Source organism: Methanothermus sociabilis (assembly GCF_055392295.1).
On the sequence record NZ_AP042467.1, the window covers coordinates 1060858 to 1084174 of the forward strand.

The 23317-nt window shown below is 30.2% G+C and carries 24 protein-coding genes and 1 tRNA gene; 9 read left to right on the top strand and 16 right to left on the bottom strand.

Features of this window, described 5'->3' with window-relative positions; all coding sequences use genetic code 11:
- Positions 1-77 precede the first annotated feature (77 nt).
- Together ACZ5LY_RS05765 and tfrA are read right to left on the bottom strand one after the other, a co-directional pair.
- Positions 78-833 (bottom strand): radical SAM protein, encoded by a 756-nt coding sequence (locus tag ACZ5LY_RS05765; protein WP_464577362.1) that lies wholly within the window; start codon positions 831-833, stop codon positions 78-80.
- A gap of 20 nt (positions 834-853) precedes the next feature.
- On the bottom strand, positions 854-2515 hold the full coding sequence (tfrA, locus tag ACZ5LY_RS05770) for a fumarate reductase (CoM/CoB) subunit TfrA (protein WP_464577364.1): 1662 nt from the start codon (positions 2513-2515) through the stop codon (positions 854-856).
- A gap of 288 nt (positions 2516-2803) precedes the next feature.
- Between tfrA and pyrF the strand changes: the two genes are divergently transcribed.
- Positions 2804-3460: an orotidine-5'-phosphate decarboxylase gene (gene pyrF, locus ACZ5LY_RS05775; protein ID WP_048060523.1), complete on the top strand. Its 657-nt coding sequence runs from the start codon at positions 2804-2806 to the stop codon at positions 3458-3460.
- Here pyrF and ACZ5LY_RS05780 read toward each other — a convergent pair.
- From ACZ5LY_RS05780 to ACZ5LY_RS05790, 3 genes are read right to left on the bottom strand one after another with little or no spacing between them, the layout of a single operon-like run.
- The gene (locus ACZ5LY_RS05780; RefSeq protein ID WP_464577366.1) at positions 3436-3936 is read right to left on the bottom strand and encodes a hypothetical protein; all 501 of its coding nucleotides are present in this window, start codon (positions 3934-3936) and stop codon (positions 3436-3438) included. The two genes, pyrF and ACZ5LY_RS05780, sit on opposite strands and share 25 nt — an antisense overlap.
- Before the next feature lie 5 nt (positions 3937-3941).
- Positions 3942-4856, bottom strand: coding sequence for a deoxyhypusine synthase (locus tag ACZ5LY_RS05785; protein WP_013413170.1), 915 nt, complete (start codon positions 4854-4856; stop codon positions 3942-3944).
- A gap of 13 nt (positions 4857-4869) precedes the next feature.
- Entirely contained in the window at positions 4870-5751 is an 882-nt protein-coding gene (locus tag ACZ5LY_RS05790; protein WP_013413171.1) for a CBS domain-containing protein, read from the bottom strand.
- A gap of 208 nt (positions 5752-5959) precedes the next feature.
- Here ACZ5LY_RS05790 and ACZ5LY_RS05795 point away from each other — a divergent pair, with 208 nt between their 5' ends.
- The 3 genes from ACZ5LY_RS05795 (at position 5960) to ACZ5LY_RS05805 (ending at position 6896) form a co-directional block, all read left to right on the top strand.
- The gene (locus tag ACZ5LY_RS05795) at positions 5960-6253 is read left to right on the top strand and encodes a metal-sulfur cluster assembly factor (protein WP_013413172.1); all 294 of its coding nucleotides are present in this window, start codon (positions 5960-5962) and stop codon (positions 6251-6253) included.
- A complete protein-coding gene (locus tag ACZ5LY_RS05800; RefSeq protein ID WP_464577369.1) occupies positions 6231-6815 on the top strand; it encodes an AAA family ATPase in 585 nt (194 codons plus the stop codon). The genes ACZ5LY_RS05795 and ACZ5LY_RS05800 overlap by 23 nt, the downstream gene beginning before the upstream one ends.
- A gap of 6 nt (positions 6816-6821) precedes the next feature.
- Positions 6822-6896, top strand: a tRNA-Ile gene (locus tag ACZ5LY_RS05805).
- 8 nt (positions 6897-6904) lie between these two features.
- Here ACZ5LY_RS05805 and trpD read toward each other — a convergent pair.
- From trpD to trpE, 7 genes are read right to left on the bottom strand one after another with little or no spacing between them, the layout of a single operon-like run.
- On the bottom strand, positions 6905-7951 hold the full coding sequence (gene trpD / locus ACZ5LY_RS05810; RefSeq protein ID WP_013413174.1) for an anthranilate phosphoribosyltransferase: 1047 nt from the start codon (positions 7949-7951) through the stop codon (positions 6905-6907).
- Complete coding sequence (gene trpA / locus ACZ5LY_RS05815; protein ID WP_464577371.1) at positions 7935-8762, bottom strand: tryptophan synthase subunit alpha; 828 nt, start codon at positions 8760-8762, stop codon at positions 7935-7937. Before trpA ends, trpD begins: the two co-directional genes overlap by 17 nt.
- Positions 8759-9937, bottom strand: a complete 1179-nt coding sequence (trpB, locus tag ACZ5LY_RS05820) for a tryptophan synthase subunit beta (protein WP_048060524.1) — start codon at positions 9935-9937, stop codon at positions 8759-8761. Before trpB ends, trpA begins: the two co-directional genes overlap by 4 nt.
- Before the next feature lie 10 nt (positions 9938-9947).
- Positions 9948-10604 (bottom strand): phosphoribosylanthranilate isomerase, encoded by a 657-nt coding sequence (locus tag ACZ5LY_RS05825; protein WP_464577374.1) that lies wholly within the window; start codon positions 10602-10604, stop codon positions 9948-9950.
- Positions 10594-11373, bottom strand: a complete 780-nt coding sequence (trpC, locus tag ACZ5LY_RS05830; RefSeq protein WP_013413178.1) for an indole-3-glycerol phosphate synthase TrpC — start codon at positions 11371-11373, stop codon at positions 10594-10596. Before trpC ends, ACZ5LY_RS05825 begins: the two co-directional genes overlap by 11 nt.
- Positions 11374-11961, bottom strand: coding sequence for an anthranilate synthase component II (locus ACZ5LY_RS05835; RefSeq protein WP_013413179.1), 588 nt, complete (start codon positions 11959-11961; stop codon positions 11374-11376).
- Positions 11942-13306 (bottom strand): anthranilate synthase component I, encoded by a 1365-nt coding sequence (gene trpE, locus ACZ5LY_RS05840; protein WP_013413180.1) that lies wholly within the window; start codon positions 13304-13306, stop codon positions 11942-11944. Before trpE ends, ACZ5LY_RS05835 begins: the two co-directional genes overlap by 20 nt.
- Positions 13307-13384: 78 nt before the next feature.
- Between trpE and ACZ5LY_RS05845 the strand changes: the two genes are divergently transcribed.
- Complete coding sequence (locus tag ACZ5LY_RS05845) at positions 13385-13888, top strand: amino acid-binding act domain-containing protein (protein WP_013413181.1); 504 nt, start codon at positions 13385-13387, stop codon at positions 13886-13888.
- Positions 13889-13909: 21 nt separating this feature from the next.
- The gene (locus tag ACZ5LY_RS05850) at positions 13910-15523 is read left to right on the top strand and encodes a helicase C-terminal domain-containing protein (protein ID WP_464577377.1); all 1614 of its coding nucleotides are present in this window, start codon (positions 13910-13912) and stop codon (positions 15521-15523) included.
- Positions 15524-15538: 15 nt separating this feature from the next.
- On the opposite strand, the gene albA is transcribed toward ACZ5LY_RS05850, so the two are convergent.
- Together albA and rgy are read right to left on the bottom strand one after the other, a co-directional pair.
- The gene (gene albA, locus ACZ5LY_RS05855; protein ID WP_048060623.1) at positions 15539-15832 is read right to left on the bottom strand and encodes a DNA-binding protein Alba; all 294 of its coding nucleotides are present in this window, start codon (positions 15830-15832) and stop codon (positions 15539-15541) included.
- 182 nt (positions 15833-16014) lie between these two features.
- Positions 16015-19566, bottom strand: a complete 3552-nt coding sequence (gene rgy / locus ACZ5LY_RS05860; RefSeq protein ID WP_464577379.1) for a reverse gyrase — start codon at positions 19564-19566, stop codon at positions 16015-16017.
- 231 nt (positions 19567-19797) lie between these two features.
- Between rgy and hypD the strand changes: the two genes are divergently transcribed.
- Genes hypD through pdxT form a run of 3 tightly spaced genes read left to right on the top strand, consistent with a single transcriptional unit; the run spans position 19798 to position 22100 of the window.
- Positions 19798-20841 (top strand): hydrogenase formation protein HypD, encoded by a 1044-nt coding sequence (gene hypD / locus ACZ5LY_RS05865; RefSeq protein ID WP_464577381.1) that lies wholly within the window; start codon positions 19798-19800, stop codon positions 20839-20841.
- The gene (locus ACZ5LY_RS05870) at positions 20838-21512 is read left to right on the top strand and encodes a phosphoglycolate phosphatase (protein ID WP_464577383.1); all 675 of its coding nucleotides are present in this window, start codon (positions 20838-20840) and stop codon (positions 21510-21512) included. Before hypD ends, ACZ5LY_RS05870 begins: the two co-directional genes overlap by 4 nt.
- 21 nt (positions 21513-21533) lie before the next feature.
- Positions 21534-22100 carry a pyridoxal 5'-phosphate synthase glutaminase subunit PdxT gene (pdxT, locus tag ACZ5LY_RS05875; RefSeq protein WP_048060526.1) on the top strand — a complete coding sequence of 189 codons (567 nt, stop codon included), beginning with the start codon at positions 21534-21536 and terminating at the stop codon, positions 22098-22100.
- Here pdxT and ACZ5LY_RS05880 read toward each other — a convergent pair whose 3' ends face one another.
- Positions 22101-23033, bottom strand: coding sequence for a hypothetical protein (locus tag ACZ5LY_RS05880; RefSeq protein WP_464577385.1), 933 nt, complete (start codon positions 23031-23033; stop codon positions 22101-22103).
- Between the two features lie 79 nt (positions 23034-23112).
- Positions 23113-23274, bottom strand: a complete 162-nt coding sequence (locus tag ACZ5LY_RS05885; RefSeq protein ID WP_013413188.1) for a hypothetical protein — start codon at positions 23272-23274, stop codon at positions 23113-23115.
- Between the last annotated feature and the right edge of the window lie 43 nt (positions 23275-23317).

The window sequence follows — 23317 nt, forward strand, 5'->3', positions numbered from 1 at the left end:
TTGCTGTTTATCTTATGGATTTAATTTTATTCTCAGACCGTCGTGAGTTCATCATTTTTTCAGAATGTAATCATTCATCATTGGGCGGGCCGTCTTCTCAATGCTTCTTTATCTAATGGTGATACATCTCCTCTATATCTATATTCATAAACTGAACGAAACTTAAGATCTTCAAAATCTTTAGTTATTCTTTTTATTTCTTTTTCTGATAATGGTTCGACAAGAGATGGCCTTAAAGGTGTATTTATATAAACGAGGTCTGGATCTAATGATTTTATTAATTCGGCTAATTCTTTGGAATATTGTTTATTTTTTTCAACAAACATTGTTTGTATTTCTAATTCTCCATCATATATTTTTCTAAATTTTTTTATCCCAGATATTATATTTCCAAGATGGATACCTTTAATGGGTCTATTTATTTCATTAAATATTTTATCGTTTGGAGCATCTACCTTTGCAATCACCTTGTCAAAATTTCTTAATATTCTCCTAACTTTTGATATTGGCAAAGTGGAAGAATTTGTTAAGATTGCAACTGGCAGATCTACAATATCTCTCACGACCTCAAGGATCTCATCAAGATTCTTTGCGAGCGTTGGTTCACCACAACTAGAGAAAGTTACTATATCTGCATCAATAGGCATTATTTCCTTAAGATCTCTCTTAATTCTTTTAGTATCTACGAATACTTCCCTTTTATATGTTTTTTTGATTGTAGGTCCTATCTGACAATAAATACAATCAAAAGAACATGCATTTTGGCAGATAGGATCTACACCTAACGATCTTCCTAATCTCCAGGAAGGCACAGGACCATACACAGTTCTCATTTTTTTCATCCCATTAGATTCTAGGTAAATTTTTTAAATTTTCTCTTTATAAATTTAACACCATAGTTTTTATTCATAACAATACTTTTTTGCCAATTATCTTTTCTTTGAGGATAATCTTCTCTAAAATGCGCACCACGGCTCTCTTTCCTTATGAGTGCAGATTTTATCACTAATTTAGCCACTGTAATCATATTTCTTAATTCAATTACTTCTTGTAAATATTTATTGAAACCAGAAGTTTCAGGTACATAAACATCGTCCATTTTAATTTGAATTTCATTTATATCTTTTAATGCTGATTTAAGACCATCTTTATTTCTTATTATAGAAACATTTTCCCACATAGTCTTCTGTAATTTTTCTTTTAATTTAGTTGGAGATATATTACCATCTTTAACCATTGATTTAATTTTGTATTCTTCTTTCTCAATTTGTGTTTTATTTAGATTTGTATCATTTTTTATTGCATTCTTTGCAGCTGCTTCACCAGCTCTTTTACCAAAGACTTGTGTTTCAGCTAGTGCATTTCCACCAAGCCTGTTGGCACCATGTACTCCTCCAGCAACTTCACCTGCAGCAAAAAGATTTTTTATATTTGTTCGACACCATTCATCGATTCTAACTCCACCCATAAAATGGTGTGCTGTTGGAGCAACCTCCATAGGTTCCTCACGAATATCTATACCAACATCTTTGAATTGAATAAACATGCTTTCTAATTTTTCCTCAATGACTTTTGCTGGAAGATGCGTAACATCGAGATAAACCCCACCATGTTCTGTACCTCGTCCTTCCATAATCTCAGTATAGATGGCCCTTGAAACAACATCTCTTGTTGCCAACTCCATTCTTTGATCATATTTTTTCATAAATCTTTCACCATTTTTATTGAGAAGTATCCCTCCTTCAGCCCTTACAGCTTCAGTAACAAGAACTCCACGCATAGATTCTGGATAAACCATGCCTGTTGGATGAAATTGAACTTGTTCCATGTCTAATAAATCTGCTCCAGCATTCCAAGCGAGTGCATAGCCATCACCACATTTTTGAACAGGGTTTGAAGTTATTGGATACAGATTTCCTGCTCCACCGGTAGCTAAAATTATAGATTTCGATTTAAAAGCAATAGTCTCTGAATTTTTTAAATTTAATCCTAACGCACCTTTGGCAACCCCATCTTCAACTATTAACGATGTTATCATTATTTCATCCATTGTTTGAATTTCACGTCTTATTATTTCTTCTTTTAATGCAGTTATTATTTCTAATCCGGTTCTATCTCCATGATAACATGTTCTTCTATAGCTTTGTCCTCCAAATGGTCTTTGGTCAATTTCACCTGATTCTTTACGGTCAAATATTGCACCATAATTTTCAAGATCTATCAAACGTTTTGGAGCTTCTTTTACAAGTATTTCAACAAGCTTAGAATCATTTAAAAAACTTCCTCCTTTTATTGTATCTATATAATGAGCTTCAAAACTATCATCTGGATCTACAGTGCCTAATACTGCGTTGTAACCACCTTCAGCCATTCCTGTACATCCTGATTTAAATGATAATCCTTTAGATACTATTAATGGTTCTAAACCATTTTCTGATACTTCTATGGCTGCTCTGCACCCTGCTCCTCCGGAACCTATAATTAAGACGTCGCATTCAATTATTTCGCTTTCCATAATTTAAAATTTTAAAAAAAGAACATATAAACATTGTTAATTACTCATCATTAAAAAATTTTATTATATTATTACAAATTGAATCAGAGTAGAACGCCTTCATCATTCTAAAACCATCAGACACATTTGTCATCATTTTTCTCATAGAATAAATTAATCAGATTTCACCTCCTTCATCATAACAAAATTCAGAGAAAGGATTCATCATTCTACATTATTTATTTTACTAAAAAACAATTATTTATAACTTAGCTAAATGTAATCATTCAAAAAATTTTGGTGATAAAATTGAAAATAAAAAATAAACTCATATTTGCAGCTGATTTGGATAATTTAGATGAAGTAAATAACATTTTAAATCAAATATCAAATTTAATTAACACTGTAAAAATTGGATATCCATTAGTTTTATCAGAAGGTATAGAATGTATATCCAAATTTAAAAATTTAGGTTATAATGTAATTGCAGATTTCAAGGTGGCAGATATCCCAGCAACAAATAAAAAAATATGTAAAATAACTTTTGAAAAAGGTGCGGATGCTATAATTGTCCATGGTTTTGTTGGTAAAGATAGTGTGAAGGCGTGTAAAGACATTGCAAAAAAAATGAATAAAGAATTATTTTTAGTTGTTGACATGTCACATCCAGGATCAAGACAGTTTTTAGAAAAAAACTCTAAAGAAATAGCTAAAATAGGATTAGAATTAGGAATAAAAAATTATGTTTTACCATCTACAAAACCAAAAATTGGATTAGAAATACGTAAAATTCTTGGAGATGAAGCATTTGTAATATCTCCTGGGATAGGAGTACAGGGAGGTGAAATAAAAAAAACATTAAAATTTGCTGATGCAATTATAGTGGGTAGGAGTATCTACCAATCAAAAGATCCAATGACAACCACAAAAAAATTAATTAATCATATAAATTTAGCTATTTCATAAGATATTTCAAATAATAAAAAGTAAAAAAATGTTTCAAGCTGGAAAACATTGATGAAAGCCAGGATCCCTACAACTATTTTTAATACACATCTATATTCAAATAATTTTTTAATGAGAATGTTTTTAAAATACACTGAATTTTCATGCCATATTTCATCCATATATGCTGCTAATGCACAAATTAACATGAAAATGCTTAATGAAGGCATGCCAAGTATAAATACAACTAATAAAAATATTATGGCTGTGAAAAAATGTGGAGGTGAATCTACTTTACCTGCGAGAAGTGTACCCAGAAATATGCCAAAAAAAATTTGAGCTGCATCACTGCTCACAGTGACCAAAATTCCTAATAATATTCCACAGATTATTCCAGCAATTATACTCACATCATAATTTCTATACATGTCCCAAGCATCATCAGAAATTTTCATTAAAAAACCACTTATAGGATAAATCAATGCTTCTATCAACATCAATGTTAACCCTCGTCAATTGCTGCAGCAACCAATAGAGGAAATATTATCGTTACATCTCCAACTACTGTAACCAAATCTGCATTTGCCCTTGCTTTACCCCAGGATATTGCTTCTTCTAATGGTGCACCGCTGAGACTACCTCCTTCACCTCTATCAGTTGTTATTTGTATTCCTGCATCTATACCGCCTCTTAATATTGTTGAAGCTATTGTATAATGTTTTGGAAGTCCTCCACCAAGTATTATTGCTCCTATTTTTTTAGAACTGAATACAACATCTGAAAGGTGATGCATATCAGCCACAGCATCTAGATGTAACTCATTTTCTTGTGTGAACATCCACAGTTGAAGTCCAATCATGCTGTCAATTATACCTGGAGAATAAATTGGAACATTTTTTTCTGTGGCATTTTTTATTATTGAATTTTTATCATCCAGATATTTCCCTATCTCATACAACAATTCTCTAATTGATATTATTTTTTTCTTTTTTGCTATTTTTTTGAATATAATGTTTATTTTTTCTTCAAAAATTTCAAAATCATCTGATTTTGTATATATATCACCTATTCTCCCTATGCTTTTTTTTCTTAATTTTTTATCATCAAAACCTTTACCACGATAGTGTGCACCGCCAAATGCCTCAAGAAGATCGTGAGTCAGGTTTGCACCACTACTTATAATTACATCTATTTTTCCTTGTTTTACAAGATCAGCTATTATTTGTCTCATGCCTCCAGGAACAAGTGGACCAGCTAAACTTAAAAATACATTCATGTCTTTATCATTAAACATCTTACGCAAAATTTTTGCGGCTTTATAAACCTTTCCGGCACCTAGAACACGAGACTTACCCATTTCATTAATTAAATCAGAAACTTTCATTTTAGGAAAAATTTTCATATGTGTAATTCGCAAGTACTTGCCTCCATTATGACTTAAGACCAGCTATCAATGTTAATATATCAGTTCGAGTTACAATGCCAACAGGTTTTCCATTATCTACAATAATGAGTCTTCCAATATTATTTTCAGTCATTATATTTATTGCATCATAGATGTTCGTATCTTTTTCAACTGTTATAACTCTTTTAGACATTATTTCTGAGATTTTACATTTTTCTTTTTTCTTTGCCACCGAATTAACAATGTCTGTCAATGTTACTATACCTACTACCTTGCCTTTTGATACAACTGGAGCACCATCTATTTTATTCTCTGATAAAATTTTTGCAGCAGTTCTTACATCCATTTCTGGTTTTAATGTTATTAATTTTTGTGATCCTACCTCAATAACTTTTTTCTTTGGAATACTTCTGATACTCTCAGTGTCTAATAATATTACATTGTCTAAGTCATCTCTGCCTACAACAATTCCATCTATTGTTAATTTATTTACAGGTGTTGGTCCTACTCTAATTTTATCTCCAAGTTCTAATTTTTTTATATCTCCCATTACTTTTATAACAGCTTCACATTCGCCAGGATGTGGTATACTTGTAAATTCAATTTTTAACACTGATAAGTTCTCAACTTCTCTACCATTTTTGTAAATTGGTACTTTTACACCCTTCTCAATTACAGGAATATTTAATTCATAATAAGCTTTTATAGTTGGTTTATAACCACCCCTAGGTCCAGGAACTCCTTTAACCAATCCTAAACTACGTAAAGCTTGCATTTGATTCCTTATTGTTCCAGGATTACGATTTAATTTTGATGCTATTTCCTCACCCTTAATGGATCTACCTTTTGAATCATGATATAATTGTACTAATGTTTGAAGAATTTCTTTTTGTATAGATGTGAGCATTTCAAAATCCTCCTAAAAAAACTCAAAAAGTTTTCAATTAAAATTATATATCCTTTAAAAATATATGTTATGTTCAACATAAATTTCCAAGTTATAATAATTTTATTGTTAATTTATTATAAATCAAAAAAAACAAAAAAGCAATAAGTATCAATAAATTTTTATCTTTTTGAATAGAAATTAAAATTTAAACAGAGTTGGTGATGTCATGTCAAATTTAAAGGATAGAGTCAGAGAGGCATTAACAAAAGTTGCAGACCCTCACATGGGGATTAATATAGTAGATATGGGGCTTATAGAGAATATAGAAATAATAAAAGACAATAAAACTATTGCAAAGGTCACAATAAAACCTACGAATCCTGCATGCATGAGCGCTGCAAAAATGGCAATGGATGCAAAACAAATGGTTGAAAATGTTGAAGGTGTCGATAAAGCAGAAATAATAGTCACAGGCCATTTAATGAGCGATGTCATCAATGAAATGGTCAATAAAGAATAATTTTTATGTGGCTGTTGTTGGAGTACCTGGAGTTGGCAAAACTACTATCTGTAAGAAAGTTTCAAAAAAAATAAATCTACCATATATAAATTATGGAGATCTAATGTTAGAAATCGCAAAAAGAAAAAAATTAGCAGGGGACGATAAAGAACTTTTTAGTTTGGACATTGATACACAACGTAAAATATGGGAAGAAGCTGCTATTAGAATTAGGAAAATAGATGCAGCGATGATTGACCTACATGGAGTTGACCAATCGCCAATAGGTTATATAATTTCATTACCAATCAATTATATTGTTCCAAAATTAATAATATTGGTTGAATCAGAACCTGGCCAAATATTGTTACAGAGGAAAACAGACACAAAAATGAGGATAAAAGATACATTAAAGACTTTAAAGGAACATATAAATATATTAAGAATTTCAATGATCATATGTTCTTCAATGCTTGGAAGTAAGTTATATATATTAAAAAATATTAAACTTGAGGAGTCTGTTAAGGAAATGGCATGGGTTATAGAAAAAGAAAAAGATATATATGAGAAATGTGAGATGTGATAATGAGGGCCCGTGGCTCAGCCTGGTTAGAGCGCACGGCTGATAACCGTGAGGTCCTGGGTTCAAATCCCAGCGGGCCCACTAACATTTTAAATTTCGTTGGTAAATTTTACAAATTCTTTTAATTTTTTCAATGCTTTGCCTTCTTTAACTATTTCTCTTGCAATTTCTGTACCCTCTTCAAAATCTTTTACAGTCCCTGCTAAATAAAGTAAAGCACTTGTATTTATTAACGTAACTTCTAATCTTGCTTTTTCTTTTTCAGTGTCATCTTTTCCTTTTAATACATCATAAAATATTTTTAAACTTTTATCAATACTATTTGGAGCTTCTATTAATTTTATTTCTCTTCTTTCTACACCAAAATCTTCAGGATATAATTCTTTAATTTTAATTTTTCCATCATCTAAAATTGCCGCAAGTGTCAAGCCTGCATTAGAAATTTCATCTATAGCCGGATTTCCGTTTTCATCAAAACCATGTATAACCATTGATCTTTCTGAGCCTAATTTTTTCAATGCATTAGCAATTTTTTCTACATATTTTGGATCAAAAACTCCTAAAAGTTGAATAGGGGCTCTTGCAGGAGATGTAAGTGGGCCTAAAATATTAAATACGGTTCTTATCCCTAGTTTTTGTCTTATTGGCATTACATTTTTCATTGCAGGATGGTATTCTTGAGCAAAAATAAATCCTATCCCTATTTTTTCGATACATTTAGACACTTTTTCAGGTGGTAGGTTTAGTTTTACTCCAGCAGCTTCTAATATATCAGCACTGCCACATTTACTTGTGACACTTCTATTACCATGTTTTGCAATTGGAACACCGGCTGCAGAGGCTACTATAGCAGCTGCAGTACTTATATTAAATGTTTTGAATCTATCTCCACCTGTTCCACAACTATCAACGACTTTTAAATTATTAGGTATTTTTATAGGTATGGATTGTTCTCTCATGGCTTTTGCAAATCCTGATATTTCATTTGAAGATTCTCCTTTTGTTGCTAAACTAGCTAAAAATGCTGCTATTAAGATATCATCTGATTTTCCAGACAAAATTTGTAGCATGCACTCATATGCCTCACTTTCTGTTAGAGATTTATTTGAAACTATTTTCTTAAGGTACTTTCTCATGGATGGCACTCCTTGTTGCGTTTTTCATTTCTTTAATCCATCTTGATATTATATTTAACAATTCAGGATTTCCTATATTCTTACCTATTAAATCAATTAAAGCACTTCCAACAATTGCTCCATCTGCACCAGCATTAATTACTTCTCTTACATGCCAAGGTTTTGAAATTCCAAAACCAACTAAGACAGGGAGAGGACTAACTGATTTCACGCGCTTAATTAAATCTATAGTTTCCTTCTTTATTTTTTTCCTAGCTCCTGTGACTCCCATAACAGATACTAAATAATGAAAGCCAGAAGAATATTTAGAAATCATCTTTAATCTTTTATTACTAGTCGTTTGAGCTATTAGAAATATTTGATGTAGTTTATATTTTCTAGCAGCTTTTACAGCATCTGAAGCTTCTTCTGGTGGCAAATCAGCTATTAATATTCCATTTACACCACAATTTTTAGCTTTTTTATAAAAATTATAAATTCCTTTTTGATAAACTAAATTATAATATAACAATAAACCTATTGGAACTTTAACATGCTTACGAATTTTTGATACAAGCTTAAATCCTTTTTCTACAGTCATTTTATTCTTTAAAGCTTGTACATTTGCATTCTGTATTGTAGCACCATCTGCTATAGGATCAGAAAATGGAAAACCTATCTCTAATGCATCTGCACCGCTTTCAACCAAAGTTCTTGCAATTTTGATTGAAGTTTTTAAATCAGGGTATCCAGCAACTATAAATGGCATCAGTGCGCCTTCATTTTTTTTCTTTAACCTTTCGAACATCTCAGGATAATCTTCATGTCTCATTTTTCCACTCCCAAAGCTTTAGCTACGATAAACATGTCTTTATCTCCTCTTCCAGAAAGGTTTATGACTATTGTTTTGCCCTTGTTCTCTGGCTTCTTTGCATATTTTTCAGCTAAAGCTACTGCATGTGCACTTTCAAGTGCTGGCATTATTCCTTCATATTTTGATAAAAGTTTAAAACCTCTTAAAGCTTCATCATCATTGACTGATACATATTTTACTCTGCCAATATCCTTTAAATATGCGTGTTCTGGTCCTACTCCTGGATAATCTAAACCAGGAGCTATGGAATATGTCTCCTTTATCTGTCCGTCTTCATCCTGTAATATATAAGATAGAGAACCATGAAGTATTCCTTCTTTACCTGCACAAAGAGTAGCTCCATGTTTTCCTGTATTTAAACCTTTTCCACCAGCTTCAACACCAATAAGTTCAACATCTTCATCAATGAATGGAGCAAATATTCCAATAGAATTACTACCTCCACCAACACACGCAATAATCACATCAGGTAGTTCTCCCTCTTTTTTAAGTATTTGTTCTTTACATTCCTTACCAATAACACTCTGGAAATGCTTAACCATCGTGGGATATGGGTGGGGTCCTACAGAAGACCCAATAAGATAATGTGTATCTTCAACATTCGCAATCCAATCTCTCATCGCTTCATTTATTGCGTCTTTTAATGTTCTTGATCCAGAATCGACAGGTATAACTCTTGCACCTGTTACTTCCATCCTAAATACATTTAATTTTTGTCTTTCAACGTCTTCAGAACCCATATATATATCCACCGACATTCCAAGGAGAGCACCTACAGTTGCAGTGGCTATTCCATGTTGTCCAGCACCAGTTTCAGCTATTAATCTGCTTTTACCCATATATTTTGCAAGTAATCCTTGCCCAAGTGTATTATTTATTTTATGTGCACCCGTATGTAGTAAATCTTCTCTTTTTAAATAAATTTTACAGCCTAATTTTTTTGAAAGATTTTCCGCATAGTAGAGAGGAGTTGGCCGCCCAGCATATTCTCTTAAATAATAATTAAGTTCCTTATTGAACTTTTTATTATCTTTATATCGTAAAAATGCTTCTTCTAATTCCTCTAATGCTGGAATCAATAATTCAGGTGCAAATACTCCTCCATATTTCCCAAATTTTGTATTGAGAATCATTTGACCACCTTTAGCATTTTTTCGCACTGTTTATTGCCTCTATTATCTTTTTATGAATTTTAATACCTGGGGAAGATTCCAAAGAAGAATTGAAATCTACACCATCAAAAAACATTTTAAAAATATTTTGTTTGCTTTTAACCTTTTTTGGCGACATTCCACCAGCTATATAAACTTTTAAATTTTTATTGGCATTTTTAGCAATTTTAGATGCTTTTTTTGCTAAATTAAATGGAATTTCAATGCCTGTTCCACCTGTTTTTCCTTTCAATTTATAATCCAGAAGTAAAGCATCACACAATTTTGAAAATTTTATTATTTCATTTTTTAATTTTTTTGAAATGTTATTTGAAATTCCTATAGCTCTTATTATCCTCAAATCATATTCTTTTAAATTCTCGATATCTTTTGGTGACAAAGAATGTAACTGTATATTTTTAATACCTGTCTGCTTGTATTTATCAATAACCTCTTTAACTGTTTTTGGTTCTAAAACTAACACAGCTTTATTTTTATTTTTTAGATGTGAAAGTAAATGTTTAATCTTTTCAATATTTACAAATCTTGGTGACCTTTTGACATTTATAAATCCTATATAATCAGCACCATATTTTTCAGCTACTTTAAGGTCTGAGACTCTTGTTATTCCACATATTTTAACTTCCACAAGAATCCTCCATAACTATATTTTTTAAATTTTTTACACAATTTTCAATATTTTTACATGACATTACATATGTTCCAACAAGTACAGCATCTGCTCCGTACTCATATAGTTTTTTAACATCTGCTGGAGAACTTACACCACTTTCAGAAACTAAAATTGCATCTTTAACAAAAGGTGCCAATTTTTTTGTACGTTCTAAATCAATTTCAAAAGTTCTTAAATCTCTGTTGTTTATACCAATAATCTCTGCACCTGCATCCAATGCTCTCTCAATTTCTTTAGAATTTTTACATTCTACTAAAGGTTCCATACCTAGAGACCTACACAATTCTATCCCTGAGGCCAAATCAGGATAGAGATCTGCTATCAAAAGTACAGAACTAGCACCATTAACTCTTGCTTCATAAATTTGATATTCATCAATTATAAAATCTTTTCTTAAAATTGGTAAGTCAACAAGTGAGGATGCTTTTCTTAAATATTCAATACTGCCATCAAAATATCTTTCTTCAGTTAATATTGATATAGCGTCACATCCTCCCTTTTCAAATGCCTTCACACAATATTCTAAACTTTTACGTGAAATTTGACCTTTAGATGGTGATGCTCTCTTGTATTCACATATTAACGAAAATTTACCTTTTAAAAATTTTTTAAAATCTTTAGGAGGTTTAGCATCTTTTAACTCATATTTTAACTTTTTAATTGGTTTTTTATTCATTCTATTTTTTAAATCTTTTAATCTTTGTTTTACAATTTTGTTATACATTTAATCCACCATTAGGAAATTTTTAAGTATTGTTTTCCCTTCTTTAGTACCAATAGACTCAGGATGAAATTGAAGACCAAAGACAGGATATTTTTTATGTTTTATACCCATTATTACATCCTTTGACATGGCTGTAACTTCAATACAATCAGGAATTGTTTTTGGGTCACATATTATTGAGTGATAACGTGTAGCTCTAAATGGATTTTTAACACCTTTGAATATTTCAGAACCATTATGCTTTATCATGCTTATTTTCCCATGTACTGGGGTTGAATATTTTAATTTCCCACCAAATTCAACAAAAATACCTTGGTGACCTAAACAAATTCCTAAAATAGGTATTTTTTTATGGAATTTCTGTATTACCTCACTACAAATACCAAAATCTCTTTTATTAGTTGGATTCCCTGGTCCTGGAGAAATTATAATTTTTTCTGGGTTCAAATTTTTTATTTCGTCTATTTCTAATTCATCGTTTCGGATGACTTGTATTTTAACTTTTTTACCACTTTCTTTGATAATTTCTCCGATTCTCTGGTAAAGATTGTAAGTGAAGGAATCATAATTATCTATTATTAGTATCATGATTTTCCACCAAGTGCAGTGAATCTATTAATGCTCTAGCTTTGTTTTCACATTCTAAATATTCATTCTCTGGTATAGAATCATGAACTATTCCAGCTCCAGCCTGTATTCTTCCATATGAATTTTGAGATATTAAGGTTCTTATTGCTATTGCAAAATCTGCATTTCCATTCAATGAAAAGTATCCTACAGCTCCAGCATATACATCTCTAGGTTTCTTTTCAATTTCTTCTATTATTTCCATAGCTCTTATTTTTGGAGCACCACTAACAGTTCCTGCAGGAAACATTGATAAAAATGCGTCAACAGCTGTTTTGTCTTTTGATAATTTACCAACGACTTTAGACACAATATGTTGAACATGAGAAAACTTCTTCACAATCATGAATTCTGGAACTTTCACAGTCCCTATTTCACTAACCATGCCAACATCGTTTCTAGCTAAATCTACCAACATCAAATGTTCTGCTAACTCTTTTTCATCGTTCAACAATTCTTTTTCCAATTTTTTATCTTCTTTTGAGTTTCTTCCTCTTGGTCTAGTTCCTGCGATTGGAAAAGTCTTTATTTTATTATTTTCGATTCTTACGAGCATTTCAGGACTAGATCCAATTATTTCTCTTTTTTTAAATTTCAAATGGTACATATATGGTGAAGGATTTATCTTCCTTAAAATTTTATAAAATTCTATTTTGCTACCTTTTAGTTCATATTCGTAAGCATTGGAAATGACGCCTTGGAATATTTCACCTTTTTTTATTTTATGTTTAACTTTTCTGACCATGTCCTCAAATTCTTTTTTTGAGTAAAATTTTCCTTTATTTTTAAATGAAAATCTATCGTGTGTTGGTTCTTCATTTATTATTTTCTTCACTTCTTCGATTCTATTATCATTTATTGTAACGTAGTAACATTTTTTGTTTAAATGGTTAAAAATGATAGAATCCAAAAAAAGACCAAATTCGTAATCAGGGAAACTACCCCTTTTTAAGTCAAGTGGTAGGAAAAACCTTGCAGCAGGATAAGATACATATCCAACTAATCCCCCTGAAAATATGTGGCCATTAAAATTACTTTTTAAAATTTTTTTTATATCATTGAATGGATTATTTGTCCTAAATTTTTCAATGCTACCATCATCTATCTCTACACTCTTACCGTAAGATCTTATAATGTATTTAGGATCAAATCCAATAAATGAGTATCTTGATAAACTTGAATCACTTTCTCCTTTGGATTCTAACAAAAAACAATTTTCATATTCTTCATATATTCTCTCAAATACCTTAAAGGGATCTCTGTATTTTAATTTGATAATTTTTGGATTCTTTACTTTTACGTTGATATCGACACCTCCGAAAATTTATATACTATAAAGTTATATTTAAATCTTATGTGTATAATATTATACATGGTGGTATAAATGTGGAGAAGAATTAGTAAAAAATTTAAAGATAATCCAAAAAGAGAAAAAGTAGCTAAAAAATTACTTGAATTGGGATTGAGAATATCTGAGGATGAAAAAATTTACTGTAAAGATGTTGAAATTAGTTACACAGCCATTGCTAAAGCAACTGATGTAGATAGGAGAACTGTAAAAGCAACTGTTAAAGAATTATTAAATGATAAGGAGCTGTCAAAAATTTTCAGAAATATAATTCCAGCAGGGTTTTTATTAAAAAATCTTGTTAAAGATTTAAACTTAGGTTTAATAGAAATTGAAGCAAATGCAGATAATCCAGGAATTCTTGCAGAGGCCGCTAAAATATTAGCATCTGAGAATATAAGTATAAGACAGGCTTATGCTGAGGACCCTAAAATAGAAGGAAATCCGAAATTGACAATAATTACTGAAATACCAATTCCAGGAAAATTATTTAGAAAATTTTTAGATATAAATGGAGTTAAAAGAGTTACAATATGTTAGTTAGACCTTTAGGTGAGTCATGTGGTTTCAAAAGAGATCATTGAAAATTTTCCATACAAAAAACCAAGAAAAGAGCAACTAGAGTTAATAGATAAAATATATGAAGCATTTGAAAGTTATGATTATGTTGTATTAGAAGCTGGCACAGGTATTGGAAAATCAGGTATTGCAGCTACTCTTGCAAAAATCTATAATTCAGCTTATATTTTAACGATGACAAAACAACTGCAAAAACAATATTTTCATGATTTTAGATTCCCAATAGTCAAAGGAAGGAACAATTTCAAGTGTAAGATCAATAAAAATTTAACATGTGATGAAGGACCTTGTAGAATATTAAAATTGAATTGTCCCCATGATCCTTTAGATAAAAAGGAACTTGATAATTTAAAATCTGAATTAAATACTTCAGATGCCAAAAAAATTCAAATGTATATGGATGAAGATATATGTGATTACAGAAAACAAGTTTATATTGGTTATATATCCAATATAACAATTTTAAATTATCAGTATGCTATAATGGCTTTTAATTATACAAGATTTTTTGATAAAAGATATTTAATGGTTTTTGATGAGGCCCATAATATAGAAGACATTGTCATGAAGCATGTAAGCTATACATTAAATAATCAACTTCTTTATAAGGATATAGGTGAAAGATTACCTAATTACAAAAATTTGGAAAAATGGATTGATTATATAGCATACATATTGGAGAAATATAAAAAGAGGCTGAAGAAATTAAAAAAACAAATAAAAAATAATCAAAATGACGAACTACTGAGAAAAACTGTTAGAATGGAAAAACGCATAAAAAAATTAGAAATATTAAACAAAAACATTAGGAAAAATCCAGACAATTGGATTATAGATATATATGAAAATAAAGTTGTTTTTAAGCCTATTTATGTAAGTGAAAATACCTCTGACCTTTTGTTTAAAGGGAATAAACATCTTTTTATGAGTGCTACAATCATAGATGTCAATCAGTTTTGTAAAGATATTGGTATCGATCCTAAAGAATGTTATTATTTAAAAAAAGAATCTCCTTTTGAAAAAGAAAAAAGACCTATAGTTTTAAAACTTGCAGGAAGATTGTCAAAACGATATAAAAAAATTACCATGCCAAGGACCATCCCCATTCTCAAAAAAATTTTGAAAAAACATGAAGATGAAAAAGGATTAATACATACCAATAGTTATGAATTTCAAAAGTATATAATCAGGAATATAAATAATCCAAGATTAATATATCACAATAACAGGAATAGAGAAGAAATTTTATATAAATTTAAGAGAAGTAAGGAACCACTCGTATTAGTGAGTCCTTCTATGGGTGAAGGTGTAGACTTACCTTATGAAAATTGTACATTTCAGGTAATATATAAAATACCTTTTCCATATTTAGGTGACAAGCAAGTACGAATAAGAGCTGAAAGAGATCCAAATTGGTATGCATATAAAACTGTTATGACTCTTGTACAAGAATATGGACGTGGTATGAGAGCTAAAGATGATTGGTGTGTAACTTATATTCTAGATAGCTCTATAAATACTATATTAAATGCTAAAGACTACCGAAAAATAGTACCAAAATATTTTAGAGAAGCTATTCAAAAAAAATTTATATAAAGGGGAGAAACCCCTTTATTTTGGATTAGGATTTTTTAATCGTATTTCAATTGCAGACACATTTGTTGTGGTTCCATCGTTTCCAACAATTTCTTCAGTAGAGATGTTTATATCCTCAATTTCTACATTTGGCATAAATCTGTTTCTGACGATTTCTGCTACATCGACAGCTCGACTTATAGCTCTTCCACGGGCTTTTAAAGATACAACTTCTGCACCGCCGTTCATTTGAGTAACCACAGCAAGTACATAATTCATAACAGGTTTGTTACCGACATATACTACGTTTCCAACTTCTTCCTCTGTCATTTCTTCTGCCATCACTCTACCTCCCTGGACACTTTATTCACATCTTTCTTTTAAAAACGCATGTATATATATTTTTTGGAACTTTCTATACAAAAATCTCAAATTTTGATTATAGTATAGATATTAATGATGATGAAAAATTTTTCTGAATTGATGATGAAGGCCAGCGTCTCTGACATGTTTTAGACAAATTGCTTTATTTCTTCATAAATACTATTAAGAACTTCTTGATAATTTCTTGAGCCTTCTTCAATTTCGTCCATTACTTTTTCAAGCTCTCTAGTTCTTTCTTCAGAAACCAACTTTTCATATGTATGTATTAAATAATTATATACATTAACTCCAAGCTTTGTTGGCAACAATTTTTTCTTTAATTTTGTTTTTATTACATAACGTCTATCTAAAAGAGTATTAACAATTTTGGAATATGTAGATGGCCTACCTATACCTGATTTTTTCATTTTTTCAATTACATCTCCTTCTGTAAATAAAGAAATCTTTGGTGCTTTCCAAGTTTTTATTTCTTTAATCTTTATTTTCTGACCTTCTTTAACTTCAGGAAGTTTTTTCATAGGTAATCTTACAATTTTTGTCCATCCAGGATCTATAATATCTGTATATCCTTCAATTTCTATTTCTTCATCGTCGATACCTAAAACTATTTTCTGATAATGTAAATTAACTGGTGTCATTTGTGAAGCCATAAATCTTTTAAATATTAAATTGTAAAGTCGTAAATGATCAGAAGTTAATTTTTTTGTAGTCCTGATAACATTATTTCTTATTAATTGGATAATTTTCTCACTGTCAATTGGCCTTGTTGGTCTTATACACTCATGTGCTCCTTCTTTACCCCATTTTCTTGCTTTGAAATACTTCTCCCCTATTTCATTTTTTATATAATCCCTTGCTATGATATTACCAACATCGCTCACATAAGTAGCATCTGTCCTTATATAGGTGACAAACCCCATTTCAAATAAATCCTGTGCTAACCTCATAGTTTTTGTTGTTGGAAATCCTAGTATTCTGGATGCATCCGTGAGTAATGTATCAGTTGTATACGGTGGATTGGGATTAATATCTTTCTCCTCTTTATTTACTTTTTTAACTTCTAAATAATCTGCCTCTTTTTTACCCTCAAGTATTATTTCCATTCTATTTTCCAAAGTTAGTTTCGTGAAATATGTTTCACTTTTTCTAAAGTCATTATACCTTTTTATAATCCAACCTAACACAGGTGTTTGAACCCTACCAGCAGATAAATATGTGTTATCAAATTCTTCCCATAACTTCTGACTTAATTCAAAACCTATCCATCTATCTTCTATTCTTCTAACTATTTGGGCTTCAACCCTTTTTATATTTATTTTTGAAGCTTCTTTTATGGCTTTTAAAATAGCAGATCTTGTAACCTCATGGAACTCGACACGTTTTAAATTAGAAGTATAAGGGGAGAGAACATTCATTACATCCCATGCTATTTTTTCACCTTCAACATCTGGATCTGTACCTATAAGTACTTCATCCACTTCTTGTGCTAATTCTCTCATCACCAAAATATTTTCAAAAGTATCAATTATGTCATTAGATTTACATTTTGGACATGTAGAACCATTATTATTCACAAATTGATTGCCACATTCTCTACATCGTTTTATAGTATCATATATTGGTATAAAGTGGCCATTTTCTATTTTTATACCATGAAATCCCTCATCATTCACCAAATCGAATATATGTCCACCGGTTGCAACTATCATAAGAATACGGTTACCTATATTGGTCTCATAAACAGTTAACCTACCTATACGTCTTTTACCTATATTTCCAAACATGTTTGCTATAGTTCTTGCTTTATTTGGAGACTCAACAATAAACAATGCAGATTTAACTATATTTTTTATTTCAAACTTACCATGTTTTTTAATTGCCTTAACTTTTTTTCTATCTTCATCTATTTTATTTAATATCTTCTTTAGTTTTAATTTTTCAAATGCCTTAAACTCATGTTTTTGGAATTGCCATTTATATTGTCTTTTTAAACCTTCAAAAACCTTTTCATCATCAATTATCACAACACTTAATCCGTGAGTAATTCCACCAGCAAATAATCTTGATGCACGCCCGCTAGCTTGTATATAAGTTCTTAAATCAGGGAATTTTATACAAAGTTTATTGTTTTGGATTTCCATGCTTAAAAATTCGTTTGAAAATATTTTTTTCCGGATTTCTTCCTTTTTAAATATTTTTCTCACAAATTTTACACTATCATCATAAATTTTTGTAATTCTAGAATCAGCATGTCCATTTTCTAGTTTTTTTTCTATTTCTTTTATCTTATATTTTGGAATTTTCTGTAATTTTGTGTATAGAGATTCAGCCTTCCTTTTATAATTACCTTTCAAAACATCTATAAGTACTCTTAATAAAATTATAATAGAATATAGTCTTGGAGAATCAAGATTTATAACAAATCTATGTTTTGGAACACCTGTAAATATTGTGTACCTTACTCTTTCTGGGATATCTAAACCTCTGACAAGGACTCCATAATATGTTGCTACACCAACTAAATAATCAATTTTGCCTTCTTTAAATTCTTTGATTCCTGTTTTATCGGCTGATGATACCAATTTTACTTTGAATCCATTGTTTTTTAAGTAGTTTTCTATTTTTTTTGCTTTTTCTATGCCCTGATCTGTAGGTACAAATATTATTCCACCATTTCCTAAAATATTTAAAAGTTTTACCAAATGTTTTTCAATTTTTTCATCTGTTTTGATATAGCTATCTACCATGTTCCTGATTGTAGGTACTTCACCCGTAATTTCAAAATTAAGTAACTCTCTATAAATTTTTATTCTTTTATTTTTTACCTTTATGGTTGCAGAAGCAACAACCAAGTTTCCAATTTTATTTTTTTCCTTAAATTCTTTTATTTTATTTTCAATTTTTTTTATTTGTTCAGAATTTCTTTTAGGTCCTCGTTCTTTTAATTTTATTAGTTCCCATCCTTTCTCAATTATTTCTTCTGAAAATCCTAGAAGTATCAGTGATCTATCTATATTCCTGGAAGATTTTAAAAATGCATCTACATCATCTATAAAGATAAAATCAAATTTTTTATTCTTTAAAATGTCAAAATTAATTGCTAAATATTGTGAAGTCGTAACCAGAATATCAAAATCATCATTTTCTATTTTATTTTTCATTTTTTCTTTTTCTTTTAATTTGCCATGATAAAATGCAAGATTTACTTTTATTTGTGTTTTTTCCATGAACTTTTTGATCTTTTCAACAGTTTGTAACACTAAAGATGTTGTAGGTACAATTATGTATGATTTTTTATTTTTTAATGCATAATATAGTGATGCGAATATTCCAAAAATACTCTTACCTACACCGGTTGGAGCTATTATAGGAAAACTTTCGCCTTTTATTAAACGAATAAACCATGTTTTTTGAATATTCCAAAATTTTGAATTAGTGGCTTTTTCAAAAAGATTTTCTATATCTTTGAGGTCTCTATGTAGCTCATATATTTCTTTCCAACCATAAAGATTATTATTCTCTTTTAAGTATTCTTCAATTTTTTCTAATAATTCATGATAATCTTCACACTGCAATTTTTTTTCAACACACGATTTACAAGGATTTTTAGCGTTTAATCGTGAATCGTCTATTTCTTTACCACAGTTGGGGCACATACCTTTGTATATCGCCCTATACATTTTTTATCCTCCAAAAAATTAAAATATTGTCTTAAATAAATGTTAAAAAAATTAATGTGGATCCTTGATCATGCATTACTTATCTTTTTGTTTAATAAACTTAATTATTTAACCAATAAAAATTTGTAGTTAAAGTTGTGGAAAATTAAAAACAATAACAAAAATAATTTTCTCATTTTTTAAAATAAAATTTATTCAGGAAAAATCATTGGAAAAATTTTAGGTGATAGGATGGAAAATTTGTCTAAGAAGATAACTTCAATGATAAATGAAATATCAAGGTCTGTTAAAATAATGCATGTTTGTGGGTCACATGAACATACAATAATGCAGTATGGGATACGGTCTCTTTTACCTGATGAAGTTGAAGTTATTGCAGGTCCTGGCTGCCCTGTTTGTTGTGTACCAATTGAGGAAATTGATGAATGTGTAGAACTTGCAAAGCAAGGAGTAACAGTGACAACTTTTGGCGACATGTTTAGAGTTCCAGGATCTAAAGGATCACTTGCTGACGCAAAAGCTGAAGGAGCTGACGTTAGAATTGTTTATGGTATAAATAATGCAGTTGAAATTGCAAAAAATATTGACAATGATGTAGTGTTCATGGCTGTAGGTTTTGAAACTACTGCACCTACCACAGCTTCAGAAATACTTACAGAGCCCCCTGAAAATTTTTCAATCTTGTGTTGTCATCGTTTAATACCGCCTGTTTTAGATTTTCTTATAAGTTCGGGTGAAGTTAAATTAGATGGACTTATAGAACCTGGTCATGTTTCTACAATCATCGGTATGGAACCTTATGTACCTATATCTGAAAAATATAAAATACCACAGGTTATTGCAGGTTTTAATCCACTAGACGTACTTATGGCTGTGTATATGATACTTAAACAAATAAATGAGGGTAGGGCCGAAGTAGAAAATGAATATTCAAGGGTTGTAAAAAGAGAAGGGAATATAAGGGCACAAAAAGTCATGAAAGAAGTCTTTAAAGTAGTTACAAAAAGTTGGAGAGGATTTCCAAAAGTTCCAAATTCTGTACTTGAATTAAAAAAAGAATTTTCTGAATATAATGCAAGAGAAAAATATGATATTGAGGTTGAGAGTAAGGAAGATAAAAGTGGTTGTATTTGTGGTGAAATACTTAGAGGGGTTGCTAGACCTGAAGATTGTCCATTATTTAGAAAAGTTTGTACTCCTATGAATCCTATAGGAGCCTGTATGGTATCAAGAGAAGGAACTTGTAATATAGCTTATAGGTATGGATCAAAATGAAAATAGAAGCAATAGCTGTAGATATTGATGGAACAATTACAGATACAAAACGTAGACTTTGTATAGATGCAATAAAGGCCCTTAGAGATGCAGAAAAACTAGGAATAAAAGTAACCCTTGTAACTGGAAATATTTTATGCTATGCATATGCTACATCTACATTAATAGGATTATCAGGAGGTGTAGTAGCTGAAAATGGAGGAGTAATTTATGTCAATGATGAAGTAAATGTTCTTGGTGACATAAAAAAAGCTAAAAAAGCATATAATTATTTAAAATCTATATACCATGTTGAAAAAGTACAATTTTCTGAATTAAGGGTCTCAGAAATAGCTATAAAAAGAACAATTCCTGTCAAAATAATTAAGGATGCATTAAAAGATTTTGATGTTGAGGTATATGATACAAAATTTGCTATACATCTCACAGATCCCAAAGTTGATAAGGGATCATCCTTAAAAATTCTCACAAAAAAACTTGGTATAGATTTAGAAAAAACAATTGCAATCGGTGACAGTGAAAATGACTTAGAATTTTTAGATGTGGCAGGTGTTAAAGTGGCAGTAGCAAATGCAAATAAAGAACTTAAAGAAATTGCTGATTATGTGACTAAAAAACCATATGGTAGTGGCGTGGCCGAAGCCATAAAAAAATATGTGACTTTATCTTAACTAACCATTTTTTTAGGTGATATCATGAGGATAGGTATATTAGCCCTTCAGGGCGATGTTTCTGAGCATTTTGAAATGACAAAGAAAGCTGTTAAAAATTTAAAAATTGATGCAGAGGTTGTAAAAGTCAAAACCAAAGAAGAAGTAGAATCTTGTGATGGATTAATTATACCTGGTGGAGAAAGTACTGTAATTGGTAAACTTATGGAAAAAACCAGTATAAAAGAGACAATATTAAAGAAAAAGATACCAGTAATGGGTACATGCGCAGGTATGATATTGCTGGCAAAGGAAACAGATTACCCACAACCATTACTTGGTATAATAGATATGAAGGTTAAGAGAAATGCATTTGGTAGACAGAGAGAATCATTCGAGGAAAAAATAAAAATTTTAGGTAAAGAAATTACAGGAGTATTTATAAGAGCACCAATAGTTCTTGAAGTTGGACCTGATGTAGAAGTTTTATCAAAGCTTGATGATAAAATAATCGCTGTTAAACAAGGAAAAAATTTAGCATTAGCATTTCATCCAGAATTAGTTGATACATCAATTCATGAATATTTTATAAAAAATTTAATTAAGTGATTATTTTTTTACAATAAATTTTTTGAAATTATAAGGTTTAAATCCATATTTAGCAAGTATTGTTTTGTCTTCGTTATTTAAATTAGCTTTAGATATGTTAGGCAAAGGTTTTCCACTTTTAACAAATATTTTTCCACCTTTCATTTGAGCTCCTAAAAATTTGCCTGCATCTCCATTTATTATTAATATTCCATCTTTCATGTCTATACCAGAGAAATCTCCTGTGTTACCATCTATTATTACAGTTCCTCCACTTAGAAGAGCACCAGTATTTTTACCTGCATCTCCTTTAACAATGACCACACCTTTTTTCATCAATATTCCTGTTGATAAATCCACATCTCCTTTGTGTATTATTTCAGCTTCAACATCTAAACGTGCACCAATGGTATCTCTTATGCGTCCATCATTTATTGTTAATCTATTTCCTTTTAATTCAGCGCCTATAAGTTCATCTTCACCTAATCCATTTGTTACAATATCTGTAATTGATCTAAATTTTTTATAACCTTTCATATCAGATTTAACTTCAACAAGGTTTCCAATAGGCTCTTTAACTTTTCCTTTTACATAAATAGATCCTCTTAGCATGCTTATTCCCATTCTGGTATCTACATTTCCATCAACTATTACATTGCCAACATCGATAGCTCCCCCTGTTCCACCAAAATATTTGAGATCAACGCCCATACTAGAACATAATCTATGCCCAACATCTCCAATAATTTTAACATCGTTTCCTTTTTTTAGGTGCTCCACAACATCTTTATATCTATACTCTGTTCCAGGAATAGTGTCCTCTGGTTTAAGATACTTACCTTTATGTTGCCAATAAAAATTATATGTAAAGTCTGCAATACAGTCAACAGGTTCCTCAAGTTCCAATTCTAAAATTTCCTTTTTTCTTTTTTTCCTTTTAAAAATTTTAAACAATATAATCACCTTCTTTTAGAATGTAGTCAGATAATTTGAAATCATCATTCGATAATCAGTGGTTGGTTGCATCATCATCCTACTTTTCTTCCTTTAATTTTTTCGCATAAGACTTTATTGCAATTTTTATTATTTCTGAATAGGTTAATTTAAGACCAGATTTTTCATAATAAAATTTTTTAATTTCATTTAAAGCTTTTATATCTTCATTATTAAATTTACAAACAACTTTCTTTTTCATACTTTAAATTTACTTTTTTAAATACAAAAAATATTTTAATTTT

Bases quoted from the DNA above. Each gene is read 5' to 3' on its own strand.
- ACZ5LY_RS05765 (WP_464577362.1), bottom strand. From the start codon at position 833: ATGAGAACTGTGTATGGTCCTGTGCCTTCCTGGAGATTAGGAAGATCG.
- tfrA (WP_464577364.1), bottom strand. From the start codon at position 2,515: ATGGAAAGCGAAATAATTGAATGCGACGTCTTAATTATAGGTTCCGGA.
- ACZ5LY_RS05780 (WP_464577366.1), bottom strand. From the start codon at position 3,936: ATGTTGATAGAAGCATTGATTTATCCTATAAGTGGTTTTTTAATGAAA.
- ACZ5LY_RS05790 (WP_013413171.1), bottom strand. From the start codon at position 5,751: ATGCTCACATCTATACAAAAAGAAATTCTTCAAACATTAGTACAATTA.
- ACZ5LY_RS05795 (WP_013413172.1), top strand. From the start codon at position 5,960: ATGTCAAATTTAAAGGATAGAGTCAGAGAGGCATTAACAAAAGTTGCA.
- ACZ5LY_RS05800 (WP_464577369.1), top strand. From the start codon at position 6,231: ATGAAATGGTCAATAAAGAATAATTTTTATGTGGCTGTTGTTGGAGTA.
- trpD (WP_013413174.1), bottom strand. From the start codon at position 7,951: ATGAGAAAGTACCTTAAGAAAATAGTTTCAAATAAATCTCTAACAGAA.
- trpA (WP_464577371.1), bottom strand. From the start codon at position 8,762: ATGAGACATGAAGATTATCCTGAGATGTTCGAAAGGTTAAAGAAAAAA.
- trpB (WP_048060524.1), bottom strand. From the start codon at position 9,937: ATGATTCTCAATACAAAATTTGGGAAATATGGAGGAGTATTTGCACCT.
- trpC (WP_013413178.1), bottom strand. From the start codon at position 11,373: ATGTATAACAAAATTGTAAAACAAAGATTAAAAGATTTAAAAAATAGA.
- ACZ5LY_RS05835 (WP_013413179.1), bottom strand. From the start codon at position 11,961: ATGATACTAATAATAGATAATTATGATTCCTTCACTTACAATCTTTAC.
- ACZ5LY_RS05845 (WP_013413181.1), top strand. From the start codon at position 13,385: ATGTGGAGAAGAATTAGTAAAAAATTTAAAGATAATCCAAAAAGAGAA.
- albA (WP_048060623.1), bottom strand. From the start codon at position 15,832: ATGACAGAGGAAGAAGTTGGAAACGTAGTATATGTCGGTAACAAACCT.
- rgy (WP_464577379.1), bottom strand. From the start codon at position 19,566: ATGTATAGGGCGATATACAAAGGTATGTGCCCCAACTGTGGTAAAGAA.
- hypD (WP_464577381.1), top strand. From the start codon at position 19,798: ATGGAAAATTTGTCTAAGAAGATAACTTCAATGATAAATGAAATATCA.
- ACZ5LY_RS05870 (WP_464577383.1), top strand. From the start codon at position 20,838: ATGAAAATAGAAGCAATAGCTGTAGATATTGATGGAACAATTACAGAT.
- ACZ5LY_RS05885 (WP_013413188.1), bottom strand. From the start codon at position 23,274: ATGAAAAAGAAAGTTGTTTGTAAATTTAATAATGAAGATATAAAAGCT.